The sequence below is a fragment of the Streptomyces sp. NPDC093801 genome, from assembly GCF_040701585.1.
GTDB lineage: Bacteria > Actinomycetota > Actinomycetes > Streptomycetales > Streptomycetaceae > Streptomyces.
Map to the genome: position 1 here is coordinate 83,090 of NZ_JBFBDP010000010.1, position 15,931 is coordinate 99,020.

General features: G+C 72.2%; 15 protein-coding genes and 1 riboswitch. Of the genes, 10 read left to right on the forward strand and 5 right to left on the reverse strand.

Going from position 1 to position 15,931, the window contains the following annotated elements:
- Nucleotides 1–11: 11 nt before the first annotated feature.
- Nucleotides 12–1,040: a carbohydrate-binding protein gene (locus AB0469_RS13555; RefSeq protein WP_366451504.1), complete on the forward strand. Its 1,029-nt coding sequence runs from the start codon at nucleotides 12–14 to the stop codon at nucleotides 1,038–1,040.
- 7 nt (nucleotides 1,041–1,047) lie between these two features.
- Here AB0469_RS13555 and AB0469_RS13560 read toward each other — a convergent pair whose 3' ends face one another.
- The 3 genes from AB0469_RS13560 to AB0469_RS13570 form a co-directional block, all read right to left on the reverse strand.
- Complete coding sequence (locus tag AB0469_RS13560) at nucleotides 1,048–1,974, reverse strand: 1-phosphofructokinase family hexose kinase (RefSeq protein WP_366451505.1); 927 nt, start codon at nucleotides 1,972–1,974, stop codon at nucleotides 1,048–1,050.
- Between the two features lie 104 nt (nucleotides 1,975–2,078).
- Complete coding sequence (nagA, locus tag AB0469_RS13565) at nucleotides 2,079–3,230, reverse strand: N-acetylglucosamine-6-phosphate deacetylase (protein WP_366451506.1); 1,152 nt, start codon at nucleotides 3,228–3,230, stop codon at nucleotides 2,079–2,081.
- On the reverse strand, nucleotides 3,230–4,162 hold the full coding sequence (locus AB0469_RS13570) for an ROK family protein (RefSeq protein ID WP_366451657.1): 933 nt from the start codon (nucleotides 4,160–4,162) through the stop codon (nucleotides 3,230–3,232). The genes nagA and AB0469_RS13570 overlap by 1 nt, the downstream gene beginning before the upstream one ends.
- Nucleotides 4,163–4,398: 236 nt before the next feature.
- On the opposite strand from AB0469_RS13570, the gene AB0469_RS13575 reads away from it, so the two are divergent.
- The 3 genes from AB0469_RS13575 to otsB all read left to right on the forward strand — a co-directional run bounded on the left by AB0469_RS13575 (nucleotide 4,399) and on the right by otsB (nucleotide 7,088).
- Nucleotides 4,399–5,688 carry an extracellular solute-binding protein gene (locus AB0469_RS13575; RefSeq protein ID WP_366451658.1) on the forward strand — a complete coding sequence of 430 codons (1,290 nt, stop codon included), beginning with the start codon at nucleotides 4,399–4,401 and terminating at the stop codon, nucleotides 5,686–5,688.
- 70 nt (nucleotides 5,689–5,758) lie between these two features.
- Nucleotides 5,759–6,088 carry a DUF3263 domain-containing protein gene (locus tag AB0469_RS13580; RefSeq protein WP_366451508.1) on the forward strand — a complete coding sequence of 110 codons (330 nt, stop codon included), beginning with the start codon at nucleotides 5,759–5,761 and terminating at the stop codon, nucleotides 6,086–6,088.
- A 145-nt stretch (nucleotides 6,089–6,233) separates the two neighbouring features.
- Nucleotides 6,234–7,088, forward strand: a complete 855-nt coding sequence (gene otsB / locus AB0469_RS13585) for a trehalose-phosphatase (RefSeq protein ID WP_366451509.1) — start codon at nucleotides 6,234–6,236, stop codon at nucleotides 7,086–7,088.
- 142 nt (nucleotides 7,089–7,230) lie between these two features.
- On the opposite strand, the gene AB0469_RS13590 is transcribed toward otsB, so the two are convergent.
- A complete protein-coding gene (locus AB0469_RS13590) occupies nucleotides 7,231–8,691 on the reverse strand; it encodes a trehalose-6-phosphate synthase (RefSeq protein ID WP_366451510.1) in 1,461 nt (486 codons plus the stop codon).
- Between the two features lie 91 nt (nucleotides 8,692–8,782).
- Nucleotides 8,783–9,733, reverse strand: a complete 951-nt coding sequence (locus AB0469_RS13595) for a glucosyl-3-phosphoglycerate synthase (RefSeq protein ID WP_366451511.1) — start codon at nucleotides 9,731–9,733, stop codon at nucleotides 8,783–8,785.
- Nucleotides 9,734–9,938: 205 nt separating this feature from the next.
- Nucleotides 9,939–10,077, forward strand: a riboswitch (SAM riboswitch).
- A 17-nt stretch (nucleotides 10,078–10,094) separates the two neighbouring features.
- Between AB0469_RS13595 and thrC the strand changes: the two genes are divergently transcribed.
- From thrC to AB0469_RS13625, 6 genes are all read left to right on the forward strand, one after another.
- Nucleotides 10,095–11,393, forward strand: a complete 1,299-nt coding sequence (gene thrC / locus AB0469_RS13600; protein WP_366451512.1) for a threonine synthase — start codon at nucleotides 10,095–10,097, stop codon at nucleotides 11,391–11,393.
- Nucleotides 11,394–11,429: 36 nt separating this feature from the next.
- Nucleotides 11,430–11,708, forward strand: a complete 279-nt coding sequence (locus AB0469_RS13605) for a MoaD/ThiS family protein (protein WP_042816999.1) — start codon at nucleotides 11,430–11,432, stop codon at nucleotides 11,706–11,708.
- 381 nt (nucleotides 11,709–12,089) lie between these two features.
- Nucleotides 12,090–12,296 carry a cold-shock protein gene (locus tag AB0469_RS13610; protein ID WP_008743607.1) on the forward strand — a complete coding sequence of 69 codons (207 nt, stop codon included), beginning with the start codon at nucleotides 12,090–12,092 and terminating at the stop codon, nucleotides 12,294–12,296.
- A gap of 354 nt (nucleotides 12,297–12,650) precedes the next feature.
- Complete coding sequence (groL, locus tag AB0469_RS13615; protein ID WP_042817001.1) at nucleotides 12,651–14,270, forward strand: chaperonin GroEL; 1,620 nt, start codon at nucleotides 12,651–12,653, stop codon at nucleotides 14,268–14,270.
- 190 nt (nucleotides 14,271–14,460) lie between these two features.
- The gene (locus AB0469_RS13620; RefSeq protein ID WP_366451513.1) at nucleotides 14,461–15,078 is read left to right on the forward strand and encodes a phosphoribosylanthranilate isomerase; all 618 of its coding nucleotides are present in this window, start codon (nucleotides 14,461–14,463) and stop codon (nucleotides 15,076–15,078) included.
- 57 nt (nucleotides 15,079–15,135) lie between these two features.
- Nucleotides 15,136–15,876 carry a beta-glucanase gene (locus tag AB0469_RS13625; protein ID WP_366451514.1) on the forward strand — a complete coding sequence of 247 codons (741 nt, stop codon included), beginning with the start codon at nucleotides 15,136–15,138 and terminating at the stop codon, nucleotides 15,874–15,876.
- Nucleotides 15,877–15,931 lie beyond the last annotated feature (55 nt).

Consider the following 15,931-nt stretch of genomic DNA (forward strand, 5'->3'; position numbering starts at 1 on the left):
AGTGACCTGCGATGACGACGCCCGCGAACAACGGCCCGCACGGTGGGGCGAACCAGCCCGAGGACGACGACCCGTTCGGCTACCTCTACGCGGACGGCCAGGCCGCCGGAGCCACCCCGCCCGGTCAGGGCGGTGGATACGGCTACCCCGGCCCCGCGGGCGGAGGGCAGCCCGGTGCTCAGCCCGGGGTCCCCCGCACCTCGTACAACCAGGTGCGCACGGTCGGCGAGCGGACGTACGGCGGCCAGCGCGGCGCCGTCCCCCAGCAGCAGCCCCCGCAGGCCTACCAGGCCCAGTACCAGGCTCCCGAGGCCCTCCAGGCGAACGGCTACGGGGTCCCGCAGCAGCCGTCCCCCCAGTCCCAGACCCAGCAGGTCCCCCCGCCGGGCGGCCGCGGCCGCGGCGGCAGCGGCGGCGGCTCCAGCCGCAAGGGCCTGCTCATCGCGGCGGTCGCCGTGGTGGGCGCGGTCGCGATCGGCATCGGCGCGGCCCTGACCTTCGGCGACAAGGGCGACGACAAGAAGGGCAAGAACCAGGCCTCCCAGTCCCAGCAGCCGGTCACCCCGAAGGGCAACCAGGCCTCGGACGGCCCGAGCGCCTCCCCGGAGCCGTCGAAGACCCCGCTGCCCAAGGGAGAGGCCGCCGGTGCCGGCATGGCCCTCACCGGTGGCGCGACCCTGCAGAACACGGTGCAGGGAGCCAAGAGCTCGGGCGGCCAGTACGTCGGCAACTTCAACCAGCCCGGCGCGGCGCTGACCTGGACGCTGGACGTGCCGACGGCGGCCCAGTACAAGCTGAAGATCAGCTATGCGGTGCCGGGCAAGGCCGCGAGCACCACGCTGACGGTCAACGGCGAGCAGCAGACGCGCCCGATAAACATGAACAACTTCTCCAACGCCAAGCCGGGCGAGTGGGACAAGTGGACGTACACCCACTCCAACGTGGACCTGAAGAAGGGTACGAACACGGTCAAGATCTCCTGCGAGACCGGCAACCAGTGCGAGATCATCATCGATCAGCTCTGGCTGGAGCCGCTGTAGCCGGCTCCTAGCCCGGCTGACAGGCCGTGACCTTCACCGACCCCCGTACCTCCGCGTAGGTGCGGGGGTCGAACTCTCCCGCCACCGGGGCGTGGACCGTGGCCGTGGAGAGGGCCACCGCACGGGTGAGGCGGTCCGGCCAGGGGAGGTCCTCCGCCAGGGCCGACAGGAGGCCCGCCACCGCGGAGTCGCCCGCGCCCGTCGGGTTGCCCTTCAGGGTGCGGGGCGGGGTGGCCTGCCAGGTGCCCTCGGGGGTGGCGGCCAGCAGGCCCTCGGGGCCCAGGGAGGCGACCACCGCGTGGGCGCCGCGCCGGCGGGCGTCGCGGGTGGCGGGGAGCGGGTCGCGCGAGCCCGTCAGCTCGGCCAGTTCGGCCGCGTTGGGCTTGATGATCTCCGGCCGGGCGGCGACCCCGCGGCGCAGCGCCTCGCCGCTGGTGTCCAGGAGCACGGGGGCGCCGGCCGCACGGGCCGCCCGGACCAGGACCGCGTACGCCCCGACCGGCACGCCGGGCGGCAGGCTCCCGCACAGGGCCACCGCGCGGGCCCCGGCGGCGAGTTCGGTGTAGCGGGCGAGGAAGGCGGACCATTCGGCGGCCGTGATCTGCGGGCCCGGCTCGTTGAACTGGGTGGTGTCGCCCGAGCTTTCGTCGACGACCGCCAGGGTGCGGCGGGTGGTGCCGGCGCAAGGGAGGAGGGCGTCCACCACGCCGGGGGAGCCGGCGAGCAGGTCCCGTACGACCGCCCCGGCCGGGCCGCCCGCGAAGCCCGTCGCCGTCACCTCGTGACCGAGCGCGGCGAGCACCCGGGCCACGTTCAGGCCCTTGCCGCCGGCCCGTTCGGTGACGGCGGTGACCCGGTGGGAGGTGTGCGGCAGCAGTCGCGGCACCCGGTGGGTGACGTCGAGCGCGGTGTTGAGCGTCACGGTGAGGATCATGGCAAGTCCCGGTCTCGGTGTGTGCCGGGATCATGCCAAATGGCGGGCGGCCAGCCCAGCCCTCCGGGCCGGTCGCCTCGCTTCCGCGGTGCCGAAAGGCCGGTTCAGCCCAACGGGCTGACGATCCATTCGCCGCGCCGCATGACGCCCTTGACGTCGAACTCCGCGTCCAGGACCACCAGGTCGGCGTACTTGCCCGGCTCCAGCGAGCCGACCTCGCCGTAGAGGCCCAGCAGCTTCGCCGGGTTGGCGGAGATCGCCTGCACCACGGACTCGACGGGCAGCCGGTCGACCGTCACCGACCGCTTGAAGGCCGTGTCCAGGGTGAGGGTGGAGCCCGCGATGGAGCCGCCCTCCACGAGCCGGGCGACCCCGTCCCTGACCTCCACCTCCAGCGGGCCCAGGTGGTAGGTGCCGTCGCCGAAGCCGGCCGCGTCCATCGCGTCGGTGATCAGTGCGACGCGGTGGGCGCCCGCGTGGTGGAAGGCCAGCTCCAGCATCGCCGGGTGCAGGTGGGTGCCGTCGTTGATCAGCTCGACGGTGACCCGCTCGTCCTCCAGCAGCGCCGCGATCGGGCCGGGGGCGCGGTGCTCCAGGCCGGGCATCGCGTTGTACAGGTGGGTGGCGACGGTCGCGCCCGCGTCGATGGCCTGGCGCGTCTGGTCGTAGGTGGAGTCCGTGTGGCCGATCGCCGCGATCACCCCGTGCTCGGCGAGCAGGCGTACGGAGTCCAGCCCGCCCGGCAGCTCGGTGGCGAGGGTGACCATGCGGGCGGCGCCGTGCGCGGCGTCGACCAGCTTGCGGACCTCGGCCGGGTCGGGGTCGCGCAGCAGGTCCTCCTTGTGCGCGCCCTTGCGGCAGGGGTTGATGAACGGGCCCTCGAAGTGGATGCCGGCGATCTCGCCCTGCTGCGTGAGCTCGGCGAGCAGCGCGGCGCGGCGGGCCAGCTCGTCGAGGTCGCCGGTGACGGTGGAGGCGACGAGGGTGGTCGTGCCGTGCTCGCGGTGGGTCCGTACGCCGGTCAGGACCTCCTCGGCGGTGCCGGAGGTGAAGGAGGCGCCGCCGCCGCCGTGGTTGTGCATGTCCACGAAGCCGGGGACGATCCAGTGCCCGGACAGGTCGACGGGGCGGGCGTCCTCGTGGGCGCTGCCCGCGATCCGCGCGCCCTCGACGATGACGCGGCCGCCCGCCACGATCCCGGTGGGCAGCACCACCCTGGCGCCGGAGAGAACGGTGCTCTGTGCGCGTCCGGACATCAGGCAGGTACCTCCGTGGCGAGTAGGTCCCAGGCGAGCAGCCCTGCGCCCAGGCATCCGGCGGTGTCCCCGAGGGCGGCCGGAACGATCTCGGGCAACCGCTGGAACGTCACGCGTTCCCCGACGGCCGTCCGCAGTGGTGTGAACAAGGTTTCCCCCGCCTCGGCGAGCCCGCCACCGATGATCAGCGTGCTCGGGTCCAGCAGGGTGAGCGCGGTGACCAGCCCGTCGGCGAGCGCGGCGATGGCGCCCAGCCAGACCTCCTCGGCGCGCACGTCGCCCGATTCCACGGCCTTGGCGCAGTCCGCCGCGTCCGCCCCGGGGTCGCCGGAGGCGGCCGCCCAGGCGCGCGAGACGGCCGAGGCGGAGGCCAGGGTCTCCAGGCAGCCGTGCTGGCCGCAGCCGCAGGCGGGTCCGCCGGGGCGGACCACGATGTGGCCGATCTCGCCGGCGTAGCCGTGGGCGCCGGCCTCGATGCGGCCGGCGATGCCGATGGCGCCGGCGATGCCGGTGCCGAGGGGGACGAACAGGAAGCGGTCGGCGCCCTGGCCGGCGCCGATGCGGCCCTCGGCGAGGCCGCCCGTGCGGACGTCGTGGCCCAGGGCCACCGGGATGCCGCCGAGGCGCGCGCTGAGCAGCTCGCGCATCGGTACGTCGCGCCAGCCCAGGTTCGCCGCGTACACGGCGATGCCGCGCTCGGCGTCCACGATGCCCGGGACGGCGACCCCGGCGGCCGAGGCGGCCGTGCCGAAGCGCTCCCGGCCGAGGTCGAGGAGCTCGGCGGCGAAGTCCAGGATCGTCTCGACGACGGCTCCGGCGCCCCGCTCGCGGCCGGTGGCGCGGCGCGCCTCGTGCAGCAGGGTGCCGTCTCCGGCGATGAGGGCGGCCTTCATCCCGGTGCCGCCCACATCGAGGGCGATGACGTGTTTCACGGGTTTCACAGAGGACAGTCTCGCGTGCTCGAAGGGGAAAGGTCTAGTCCATTGGACGGGATTGTTGAGCGGCCATACAAATCCGGGAGCGCCGTTCGGGCGCGTTCGGAGACAGTTTTGAAACAGTCCGCGCGAGACGCCGTTCCGGATGTGAAGGAGCAGTCAAAGTGGTGTAGACCTTACGTCGGATCGTACGTACAACCTGGGGTGGATCGAGAACTGTGAAGGGCCGTTACCTGAGGCTGGCCGCGTCCGGCGCCGCACTGTGGCTGACCGGCGTGGCGCTGACGGGCTGTGGGACCGTGTCGGGCCTCGCCGGGGACAACGAGGTGACCCTGCGGGTCGTGGCGGCCGACTACGGCGACAATCCGCAGAACTCCTCCACCGGCTACTGGAAGAACCTCGCCGCCGCCTTCGAGAAGGACAACCCCGGCGTGAAGGTCGAGGTCAGCGTCTACTCCTGGTCGGAGGTCGACGCCAAGGTCGCCGCGATGGTCAAGGCCGGCAAGGCCCCCGACATCGCCCAGATCGGCGCCTACGCCGACTACGCCGAGGCCGGCAAGCTCTACACCGCCGACGAGCTGCTCTCGGTGAAGACCGAGGCCGACTTCCTCGCCCCGCTCGCCGACGCGGGCAAGGTCCGGCGCGTCCAGTACGGCATGCCGTTCGTGGCCAGCACGCGCCTGCTCTTCTACAACACCAAGCTCCTCGGCGACGCCGGGGTCATCCCCAAGGACGGCTCCACCCCCTGGCAGCCCAAGAGCTGGGCCGACGTCGAGGCGGCCGCCAAGAAGCTCAAGGCCGTGAACGTCACCACCCCCTTCGCCCTGCCCCTGGGCCGCGAGGAGGCCCAGGCCGAGACGATGATGTGGATGCTCTCCGGCGGCGGCGGCTACACCGACAACGAGGAGGCGTACGCGATCGACGCCCCCGAGAACATCAAGACCTTCGAGTTCCTGCGCGACCGGATGGTCGGCCAGGGCCTCACCGGCCCCGTCGAGCCCGGCAAGCTCGACCGGCAGGCCGCCTTCGACGGCTTCACCCGGGGCGAGGTCGGCATGCTCAACGGCCACCCGACGCTGCTGAAGCAGGCCGCCGGCAAGGGCGTGAAGTTCGGCATGGTCGCCATGCCCACGGCGGACGGCACCGACCACTCCACGATGGGCGTCGCGGACTGGGTGATGGCCTTCAAGAACGGCCACAAGAAGGAGGCCGGGAAGTTCCTCGACCAGCTGTACTCGGCGAAGAACGTGACCACCTTCACCAGCACCTACGACCTGCTGCCCGTCACCACCAGCGGCTACCGCGCGATGGAGGCCGCGAACGGCGGCGCGGCGACCCAGCTGCGCACCTTCCTGACCGCCCTGCCCAACGCCCGCCTGTACCCGGTGGGCAAGAAGTCCTGGGCCGGGGTCAGCGAGGACGTGAAGCAGAACATCGGCAAGGCGGTCCAGCCGGGCGGCCAGCCGGCGAAGATCCTGGAACAGATCGCGGACTCGGCCCGCAAGGCGGACGGGGAGAAGTAGCCGGCCGGGCCGCCGGGCCGCCGGGCCGCCGGGCCCGGGCGGTGTCGGTGGGCGGCGTTAATCTGGCCGTATGACGGACGACGGGCAGGCGGGTGAGACGGGCGTGACGGCGGAGCCGGCCGGGGACCGGCCGGCCGCCGCCGAGGCCCCGTCCGGCGCGGCAGGGGCCTGCCCGGGCCGGCTGACCGCCGCCGAGGCCGCCGTGCTCGCGTACGAGGGCCGCAGCTGGCCCGGGCCCGGCGCCAAGGAGCGCGCGATACGCGAGGGGCTCGGGCTGAGCCCCGTCCGGTACTACCAACTGCTCAACGCCCTGATGGACGACCCCCGGGCCCTCGCCCACGCCCCCGGCACCGTCAACCGGCTCCGCCGCATCCGCGAGGCCCAGCGGGCCCGGCGGTAGGTTCCCGGGGCCGGACCGGGCGACGCTTCCGAGCGGCTCCGGCAGGGGCCCCGGCAAGGGGTTCCCGCGGGGCGCGGGGCCTCCCGTGCCGGATCGTGGCCGGAAGGCTGGGCGGCCCCCCGGCGGCGCCGGTAGGGTCGTCCGCATGGGGAGCCATCCGCACGACCCGCCGATGCCCGTGCCCGCCACCGCAGCCGGACGCGAGGGACTCGAAGCCCTCCTCCGCGCACCGCGCAGAGCCGTCGTCGCCCTCGACTTCGACGGCACCCTCGCCGACATCGTCCCCGACCCCGACCAGGCCCGCGCACACCCGGACGCCGTACCCGCGATCGCCTTGCTGGCCCCCGAGGTGGCGGCCGTCGCCGTGGTCACCGGCCGCCCCGCCGGGGTCGCCGTCCGCTACGGCGGCTTCGCCGGCGTGGCGGGACTGGAGCACCTGGTGGTCCTGGGCCACTACGGGGCCGAGCGCTGGGACGCCGTCACCGGCGTCGTGCACGCCCCGGCCCCACACCCCGGAGTGGCGGCGGTACGGGCCGAGCTGCCCGGCTTCCTCGACGCGATCGGGGCGTGGCGGGGGACCTGGATCGAGGAGAAGGGCCAGGCGCTGGCCGTCCACACCCGGCGCGCGGAGGACCCCGAGGCCGCGTTCGAGGCACTGCGGGAGCCCCTCGCGGAGCTCGCCGCCCGCAACGGCCTGATCGTCGAGCCCGGCCGGGCCGTCCTGGAACTGCGGCCGCCGGGGATGGACAAGGGCGTCGCCCTGACGGAGTTCCTGCGGGAGCGCGACGCGGGACCCGTGCTGTACGCGGGGGACGACCTGGGCGACCTCGCGGCGTACGCGGCGGTGGAGAAGCGCCGGGCGGAGGGGCTCCCGGGCCTCCTGGTGTGCAGCGGCTCCGCGGAGGTCCCGGAACTCGCGGCCCGAGCCGACCTGGTCCTCCCGGGCCCCGCCGCGGTAGCGGCGTTCCTGTCCCAGCTGGCGGCGGCCCTGCGGGGGTAGGGGCGGGGGCGGCCGACGTGGTGCTGCTCCGCAGCCGGCGAACGGAGCGACCCGGGACGGGTCGCAGACGCCGAGACGAGCGGAGCGCGCAGCGATCCGGGGCGTCCACCCGTCCCGGACGCCCGTCCGCCGGCCCGTCGTCTCAGTCCCCCAGGGCCTCCAGTTGTGCCGTGAACCAGGCCGCCGGGGGGAGGGCCGTGGCGGCTGCCGCGAGGCGTTTCGTGCGGGCCGTGCGTTCCTCCTGCGGCATCGAGAGGGCCGCGTGCAGGGCTTCGGCCGTGGCCGTGACGTCGTACGGGTTCACCGTCAGCGCGTCCTGGTGGAGTTCCTCGTACGCCCCCGCCCCCGTCGACAGGACCAGCACGCACCCCGCCTCGGAGACCACCGGGATCTCCTTCGCGACCAGGTTCATGCCGTCGCGCACCGGGTTGATCAGGGCCACGTCCGCCAGCCGGTACGCCGCCAGCGACCGGTCGAAGTCGTCCTGCACGGACACCAGCACCGGCTCCCAGTCCGCCGTCCCGAACTCCGCGTTGATCTCCGCCGCCAGGTCCGCGACGGCGGCCGTGTAGCTGCGGTAGACCTCCAGGTCCTGGCGGGAGGGGTAGGCCGAGGCCAGGTGGACCACCCGGCCCCGCCATTCGGGGTGGGCGGTCAGCAGCTCCCGGTAGGCGAGCAGGCCGCGGAGGATGTTCTTCGACAGTTCCGTGCGGTCCACGCGGACGATGGTCCGGCGGTCGCCGACCTCGGCGCGGAGCGCGGCCAGCTTCGCGTCGACCTCCGGGCGGTGGGCGAGCGCCCGCAGGTCGTCCCCGTCCACGCCCAGGGGGTACTGGCCCACGCCGGTGAAGCGGGTCTCCCCGTACCGGCCGTCCTCCGCCAGCCTCCGGTGGTGCACCCCGCCCGGGTGGTCCTCCCGGGGGACGAACCCGTCCGCGACGCCGTGGACGTCGTCGAAGGTGGCGCCGCTGATGAAGGCGGCGGCCCAGGCCGCGGTGTGGAAGCCCAGCTGGTCCGCGCCGAGCATCCCCCACACCAGCCGGCTGCGGATGTCGTCCGGGAGCATGTGCAGGAAGTCGGCCGAGGCCCACGGCGTGTGCGTGAAGTGCGCGATCCGCAGGTCCGGGCGCAGCTCCCGCAGGGCCCCCGGGACCAGGGCCAGGTGGTAGTCCTGCACCAGGACGCGGGCGCCCTGCGCCGCCTCCTGCGCGAGCGCCTCGGCGAAGGCCTGGTTGTAGGCGGTGTACGCGTCCCAGCGCCGCCGGAACTCCGCGTCGAAGACGGGCTCGCGGGGGACGTCGTACAGGTGGTGGTGGGTGAACCAGAGCACCGAGTTCGCGATGCCGTTGTACGCGTCGTGGTAGACCGCGGGATCGATGTCCAGCATCCGCACGCCGGGCTCGGAGACCCCGCGCCGGACGGCCTCGCGGTCGGCGTCGGAGAGGGGCGCGCAGATCCACAGGGCCCCGGGCTGCGCCGCGAGGGCCGCGGACAGGCCGGAGACCAGACCGCCCCCGCCGCGCCGGGCGCTGAGCGTGCCGTCGGCGGCGAGGGCGTACGAGAGCGGGCCGCGGTTGGCGGCGACGAGTACCTGAGAAGCCATGCCGCGAACCTAGCCCGGGGTCTCCTCGCTCAAACGTCCGGGAAATGACCGGTTCGTCACGTACCGGTCACGGGGGACCCCGCGTCCCGCCTCACGCCACGCGCCGGACCGCGTACTCCTCGATCTCCAGCATCGGCGGCCGCTCCTCGGTGTCCACGGGGTAGGTGCGCGGAACGAACCCGTCCGGCCCCCTCTCGAACTGGGTGAGCTCCGGCCGTACGAGGTGGGCGCGCGAGAGCCGCAGCTGTGCGGTGCGGTAGATCGCGGCGGCCATCCGGCCCAGTGCCTGGCCGCTCTGGTGCCGGTGGAGGCGGACGCCGACGTCGACCTGGGCCAGCGCGTCCAGTCCGACGGTGTGCAGGGCGTCGACCAGCAGGCCGAGCTCGACCCCGTAGCCGACGGGGAACGGCAGGCGTTCCAGCAGGGAGCGGCGTACGGCGTACTCGCCGCCCAGGGGCTGGACGAAGCCGGCCAGCTGCGGCCAGTGGAGGTTGAGGAGGGGGCGGGCCACCAGTTCCGTGACGCGTCCGCCCTGGCCGGGGGCGTCTCCCAGGGGGCGGTCGTACATCGCCTTGACGAACTGCACCTGCGGGTCGGTCAGCAGCGGGCCGACGATGCCGGAGACGAAGGCGGACGAGAAGTCCCGCAGGTCGGCGTCGACGAAGCAGACGACGTCGCCGGTGGTGGCGAGCAGGGAGCGCCAGAGCACCTCGCCCTTGCCGCGCACGGCGGGGATCCGGGGGAGGATCTCGTCCCGGTGGACCACGCGGGCGCCGGCCTTCGCGGCGACCTCGGCCGTACGGTCGCCCGACCCGGAGTCGACGACCACCAGCTCGTCCACCAGGGGGACGGGCAGGCCCTCGATCAGGTCGCGCCGGATCACCTCCACGATCTCCCCGACCGTGGCCTCCTCGTCGAGGGCCGGCAGCACCACGCTCACGGTGGTCCCGGCCGCCCGTTTCCGCTCCAGCAGCTGGTCGAGCGGTCGGTCGGCGGCGGACCAGGAGCGGTCGGCCAGCCAGCGCTCCACCTCATCCAGCACCCTCAGTACTCCCTGGTCAGTCGGCGGCGGCGTCACACCCGGCGGATTTGGGCCGAATTGTGATCCATCTCGCGGTTCGGACAGCCGTCTCAAGCGGCCGTCCCTTCGGTTACAGTCTTGAACAACGCGAAGGTCCACCGCATGCCGGGGGTCTTCGCGGACAAACGCACCGGCGCGCCATCGAGCGCGTGTGCCGGTGCCATACCGCTCATCCAGAGGGGCAGAGGGACACGGCCCGTTGAAGCCCCGGCAACCCTCCAGTCGGTTCTCGCTCGCGCGGGGCCCCGGCTAGGGAAGGTGCCAATTCCGTCTCATGGCGACGTGCGCCATGGGGAAGATGAGGAGAAAGGGCCTCGCCATCATGGCTGCACAGACTGTCGCCACCTCTGCCAATGCCTCCGCCACTCCCGGATCCGTCGATCTCGGCCCCGCCACCGGCCTTTCCTGTCGTGAGTGCGGTACCCGCTTCGAGCTCGGCCCCATCTTCGCCTGCGTCGAGTGTTTCGGTCCGCTGGAGGTCGCCTACGAGCTGCCGGCCGGGGACCCGGAGGCCCTGCGCGCGGCGATCGAGGCCGGCCCGAACAACATCTGGCGCTACGCGCCGCTGCTGCCCGTCCCCGCGGACGTGGCCTCGAAGCCCAGCCTGAACCCCGGCTTCACCAAGCTGGTGGACGCGGCGAACCTGGCCAAGGAGCTGGGCGTCACCGGCAAGCTCTACGTCAAGGACGACTCCGGCAACCCGACGCACTCCTTCAAGGACCGCGTCGTCGCGATCGCCGTCGAGGCCGCCCGCGCCTTCGGCTACACCACCCTCTCCTGCTCCTCCACCGGCAACCTGGCCGGCGCCGTCGGCGCAGCGGCCGCCCGCGCCGGCTTCCGCTCCTGCGTGTTCATCCCGCACGACCTGGAGCAGGGCAAGGTCGTCATGGCCGGTGTCTACGGTGGCGACCTGGTCGGCATCGAGGGCAACTACGACGACGTCAACCGCTTCTGCTCCGAGCTCATCGGCGACCCGCTGGGCGAGGGCTGGGGCTTCGTCAACGTCAACCTGCGCCCCTACTACGGCGAGGGCTCCAAGACCCTCGCCTACGAGATCTGCGAGCAGCTCGGCTGGCAGCTGCCCGACCAGATCGTCATCCCGATCGCCTCCGGCTCGCAGCTCACCAAGATCGACAAGGGTCTGCAGGAGCTGGTCAAGCTCGGTCTGGTCGAGGACAAGCCCTACAAGATCTTCGGCGCCCAGGCCGAGGGCTGCTCCCCGGTGTCGACGGCCTTCAAGGCCGGCCACGACGTGGTCCGCCCGCAGAAGCCGAACACGATCGCCAAGTCCCTGGCCATCGGGAACCCGGCGGACGGCCCGTACGTGCTCGACATCGCGCGCCGCACCGGCGGTTTCGTCGAGGACGTCACCGACGAGCAGGTCGTCGAGGCCATCAGGATCCTGGCGCAGACCGAGGGCATCTTCGCCGAGACCGCGGGCGGCGTGACCGTCGGCGTGACGAAGAAGCTCATCGAGAACGGGCAGCTCGACCCCTCGCTGACCACCGTGGTCCTGAACACCGGTGACGGCCTCAAGACCCTGGAGGCGGTGTCCGGCACCGGCCAGACCGCCACCATCCGCCCGAGCCTGGACGCGTTCCGCGCCGCCGGCCTGGCCTGACCCTTCCCCAGCACTCCACGGAAAGGCGGTAGCGCCATGAGCGTCAACGTCCGCATCCCCACCATCCTGCGCACCTACACCGGCGGCGCCGCCGAGGTCCCGGCCGAGGGGGCGACCCTCGCCGAGGTCATCGACTCGCTGGAGGCGAACCACCCGGGCATCGCCGCGCGCGTCCTGGACGACCAGGGCAAGCTGCGCCGCTTCGTGAACGTCTACGTCAACGACGACGACGTGCGCTTCGAGGGCGGCCTGCAGGCGGCGACGCCGGACGGCGCCGGCGTCTCGATCATCCCCGCCGTGGCGGGCGGCTGCTGACCCCGGGAATCTGAATTGCCCCCTCCGCTAAAAGCGGAGGGGGCAATTCTGCTTGATTGGGCGCGGTAGAGTTGGGGAAGTCCCCTCCGTTGTTCTTGCCCGCCGCATATGAACGGGCTGCGAGAGGGTTGACATTGAGTCAACATGCGTGTGCCTTTTGGGGCATTGGTGAGGGTTGTCTGGCCCGACTTGCCCAGGAATAGGCCAAATTTTCAGCCCATTTCCCCGTTTGCGCGTGTCCAGATTTCTCGTCGGAATGACCTGTTGCAGACAGCAGCGGTGCAGATACATTCAGCCCCGGTCGAGGCGTTCCGGCGCAAGTTCTGACCCGGGTCCGCGAAGTGCGGACCTGCGCAAGGGCCAGTAATAGGGGAGTTAGGCATGGCTCAGGGCACCGTCAAGTGGTTCAACGCGGAGAAGGGCTACGGCTTCATCGCGGTCGACGGTGGTGCGGATGTGTTCGTCCACTACAGCGCCATCCAGATGGACGGGTACCGCACCCTTGAAGAGGGTCAGCGGGTCGAGTTCGAGATCTCGCAGGGTCAGAAGGGTCCGCAGGCTGACATGGTCAAGCTCGCGGCCGGCTGAGTCGAAGCGCGATCGGCCACCGACGCACGCGCCAACACGTGAGGGGCCCACATCCCGGACGGGATGCGGGCCCCTCACGTATGTCCGGACGCCCGGGCGCGGAGGTCCCGGCCCGGCATGGCTCGAAGCCGCTTGCACTCGTGGGGGCCGAGTGCTAATCATTGGCGTTAGCACTCTCCGGGTGAGAGTGCTACAAGACGAGGACCGGGCCGGTGAGGCCCGCAGGGTCCGGCGGGAAGGAACCGCCGGGTCGGCAGGCCGTCCGTCGCGGGCGCGGGCGCGGTCCGGAGCAATCCACCCTCCCCTGACGTCTGGCGGCGTAGGGGGAACCCCAGTCCTGGAGGACCACTTCAGATGGCCAAGATCATTTCGTTCAACGAGGAGGCCCGGCGCGGTCTCGAGCGTGGCATGAACCAGCTCGCCGACGCCGTCAAGGTCACCCTTGGCCCCAAGGGTCGCAACGTCGTCCTTGAGAAGAAGTGGGGTGCGCCCACGATCACCAACGACGGCGTCTCCATCGCCAAGGAGATCGAGCTCGAGGACCCGTACGAGAAGATCGGCGCCGAGCTGGTCAAGGAAGTCGCCAAGAAGACGGACGACGTCGCCGGCGACGGTACGACCACCGCCACCGTCCTCGCCCAGGCGCTCGTCCGCGAGGGTCTGCGCAACGTGGCCGCCGGTGCCAACCCGATGGCCCTCAAGCGTGGTATCGAGAAGGCCGTCGAGGCCGTCTCCGCCGCCCTGCTCGCCCAGGCCAAGGATGTCGAGACCAAGGAGCAGATCGCTTCCACGGCCTCCATCTCGGCCGCCGACACCCAGATCGGCGAGCTCATCGCCGAGGCCATGGACAAGGTCGGCAAGGAAGGCGTCATCACCGTCGAGGAGTCCCAGACCTTCGGTCTGGAGCTGGAGCTCACCGAGGGCATGCGCTTCGACAAGGGCTACATCTCGGCGTACTTCGCCACCGACATGGAGCGTATGGAGGCGTCGCTCGACGACCCGTACATCCTGATCGTCAACTCCAAGATCGGCTCGGTCAAGGACCTGCTGCCGCTCCTGGAGAAGGTCATGCAGTCCGGCAAGCCGCTGCTGATCATCGCCGAGGACGTCGAGGGCGAGGCCCTGTCGACCCTGGTCGTCAACAAGATCCGCGGCACCTTCAAGTCCGTCGCCGTCAAGGCCCCGGGCTTCGGCGACCGCCGCAAGGCCATGCTCGGCGACATCGCCATCCTCACGGGCGGCACGGTCATCTCCGAGGAGGTCGGCCTCAAGCTGGAGAACGCCGGTCTCGACCTGCTCGGCCGCGCCCGCAAGGTCGTCATCACCAAGGACGAGACCACCATCGTCGACGGTGCCGGTGACAGCGACCAGGTCCAGGGCCGCGTCAACCAGATCCGCGCCGAGATCGAGAACTCCGACTCGGACTACGACCGCGAGAAGCTCCAGGAGCGCCTCGCGAAGCTGGCCGGCGGCGTGGCCGTCATCAAGGCCGGTGCCGCGACCGAGGTCGAGCTCAAGGAGCGCAAGCACCGCATCGAGGACGCCGTCCGCAACGCGAAGGCGGCCGTCGAGGAGGGCATCGTCGCCGGCGGTGGCGTGGCCCTGCTCCAGGCCTCCTCGGTCTTCGAGAAGCTGGAGCTCTCGGGTGACGAGGCGACCGGCGCCAACGCCGTGAAGCTCGCGCTGGAGGCCCCGCTGAAGCAGATCGCCGTCAACGGTGGTCTCGAGGGCGGCGTCGTCGTGGAGAAGGTGCGCAACCTGGCCGTCGGCCACGGTCTGAACGCCGCCACGGGCGAGTACGTCGACATGATCGCCGAGGGCATCATCGACCCGGCGAAGGTGACGCGCTCCGCGCTGCAGAACGCCGCGTCCATCGCCGCGCTGTTCCTGACCACCGAGGCCGTCATCGCCGACAAGCCGGAGAAGGCCGCCGCCGCTCCGGGCGGCATGCCGGGCGGTGACATGGACTTCTGATCGGCCCCCGGCTGATCGGCTGTTCTCGAACGAGGGCGGCACCCCTTCCCGGCGGAGGGGGTGCCGCCCTCGGGCGTTTCCGGGGGCGGGTCGGTGGGCGTAGTCCTTGAGCTTTGAGCTCCGGGCGCCCGCAGCGCCCGGGGGGTGGGACGGGTCGGCGCGGCACGGGCGCGTTTGGTTGACTCGGGGTATGAGCGAGAGCAGTGAGCGCAAGGCGCCCTTCGTCAAGATCTGCGGGCTGAAGACGCCCGAGGACGTCGACGCGGCCGTCGAGGCCGGGGCCGATGCCGTCGGGTTCGTCCTCGCGCCCGGCAGCCCCCGGACCATCGCCGCGCCGCTGGCGTGGGAACTGGCCGCGCGGGTGCCGTCCGGCGTGCTCACCGTCGGCGTGTTCCGCGGACAGCCGCTGGAGGAGGTGCGCCGGCTCGCGGAGGAGAGCGGTGTGCGCGGGGTGCAGCTGCACGGGGACGAGGGCATCGAGTACTACGAAGGGCTCAGGGCCCCGGGCCGGACCCTGCTGCGGGCCACCGCCGAGCACGTCGCGCGCTGCGGGGAGTACGGCGAGGACCTGCTGCTGATCGACGCCCCCGACCCCGGCTCCGGCAAGCCCTGGAACTGGGGTTCCGCGGATTTCGCGGCACCCGAGGGCCGTTGGCTGCTGGCCGGCGGGCTCGGTCCGGCCAACGTCCGCGAGGCCGTCCGGGCCACCGGCGCCTGGGGAGTGGACGTCTCCAGCGGGGTGGAGCGGGAGCGCGGGGTGAAGTCACCCGAGCTGATCCGCGGCTTCATCAACGCTGCGAAATCATAGTATTACTCTGTGTGAGAACAGGGGAGTGTCCGCCCGCCCGCCGGGCAGGACACCCGTATGGAATCGGACAACTCCGGATGGCTGCGCCGCCTCACCGGCCGCCTCCTCCCCGCCGCAGGCGGCGGGGGCCTGCCGGTGTTCACGCCGCGCAGCGCCCCCGTCTTCACCGCCGACTTCACCTCCCCCGCCCAATGGGTCGCGGGCCGCTCCTGGGCCTATCCGAACGGCGGCCCGGTCAACCCGGGCGACAACAAGCTCGACCACCTCACCGCCGACCCGGCCTACAGCCGTAGCGGCACCTTCCGGGCGACCCACCGCCCCGACGGCAACTGGGACACCGGGCTGCTCACCACCGAGGGCAGCGACCAGGGCTTCATGGTCCGCACGGGTGACGTCCTGGAGGCCCGGGTCAAACTGCCGACGGAGACGGGCGCCTGGCCCGCGATCTGGACCTGGCGCGACGGCGGCCAGGAGATCGACGTCTTCGAGTACCACCCCGACAACCCCGACCTCCTGGAACTCTCCAACCACGTCCGCGAGGCCCACCGCTACTACCGCGACCCGGCGATCCGGCCAGGAGCCTGGGTCGACCTGAGGACCGAGTTCGGGAGGAGGTCGGTCGTCTGGTGGGTCAACGGCGCCCGCGTCTTCTCCGACGGGCGGGGCGTGTCGCGCGGCTGGCGCGCGTACCTCATCGTCAACCTGTCGGTCTCCGCCGGCCGCTACCACCCGGCGCCCGGCCCGGGCCAGACCGAGATGTCGTACGAGGTGTCCGAGCTCCGGGTGTACCGGAGCTAGCCCCCTCCCGCAGGGCCCCTCCCGCTCCCCGGGCGGGCGTCTGCCGACCCGCCGA

Coding starts and splice junctions, on each gene's coding strand:
- nagA (WP_366451506.1), bottom strand. CDS start 3,230: ATGTCCGGACGCGCACAGAGCACCGTTCTCTCCGGCGCCAGGGTGGTG.
- AB0469_RS13555 (WP_366451504.1), top strand. CDS start 12: ATGACGACGCCCGCGAACAACGGCCCGCACGGTGGGGCGAACCAGCCC.
- groL (WP_042817001.1), top strand. CDS start 12,651: ATGGCCAAGATCATTTCGTTCAACGAGGAGGCCCGGCGCGGTCTCGAG.
- AB0469_RS13580 (WP_366451508.1), top strand. CDS start 5,759: ATGACGGACGACGGGCAGGCGGGTGAGACGGGCGTGACGGCGGAGCCG.
- AB0469_RS13620 (WP_366451513.1), top strand. CDS start 14,461: ATGAGCGAGAGCAGTGAGCGCAAGGCGCCCTTCGTCAAGATCTGCGGG.
- AB0469_RS13560 (WP_366451505.1), bottom strand. CDS start 1,974: ATGATCCTCACCGTGACGCTCAACACCGCGCTCGACGTCACCCACCGG.
- AB0469_RS13625 (WP_366451514.1), top strand. CDS start 15,136: ATGGAATCGGACAACTCCGGATGGCTGCGCCGCCTCACCGGCCGCCTC.
- AB0469_RS13605 (WP_042816999.1), top strand. CDS start 11,430: ATGAGCGTCAACGTCCGCATCCCCACCATCCTGCGCACCTACACCGGC.
- AB0469_RS13610 (WP_008743607.1), top strand. CDS start 12,090: ATGGCTCAGGGCACCGTCAAGTGGTTCAACGCGGAGAAGGGCTACGGC.
- otsB (WP_366451509.1), top strand. CDS start 6,234: ATGGGGAGCCATCCGCACGACCCGCCGATGCCCGTGCCCGCCACCGCA.
- AB0469_RS13590 (WP_366451510.1), bottom strand. CDS start 8,691: ATGGCTTCTCAGGTACTCGTCGCCGCCAACCGCGGCCCGCTCTCGTAC.
- thrC (WP_366451512.1), top strand. CDS start 10,095: ATGGCTGCACAGACTGTCGCCACCTCTGCCAATGCCTCCGCCACTCCC.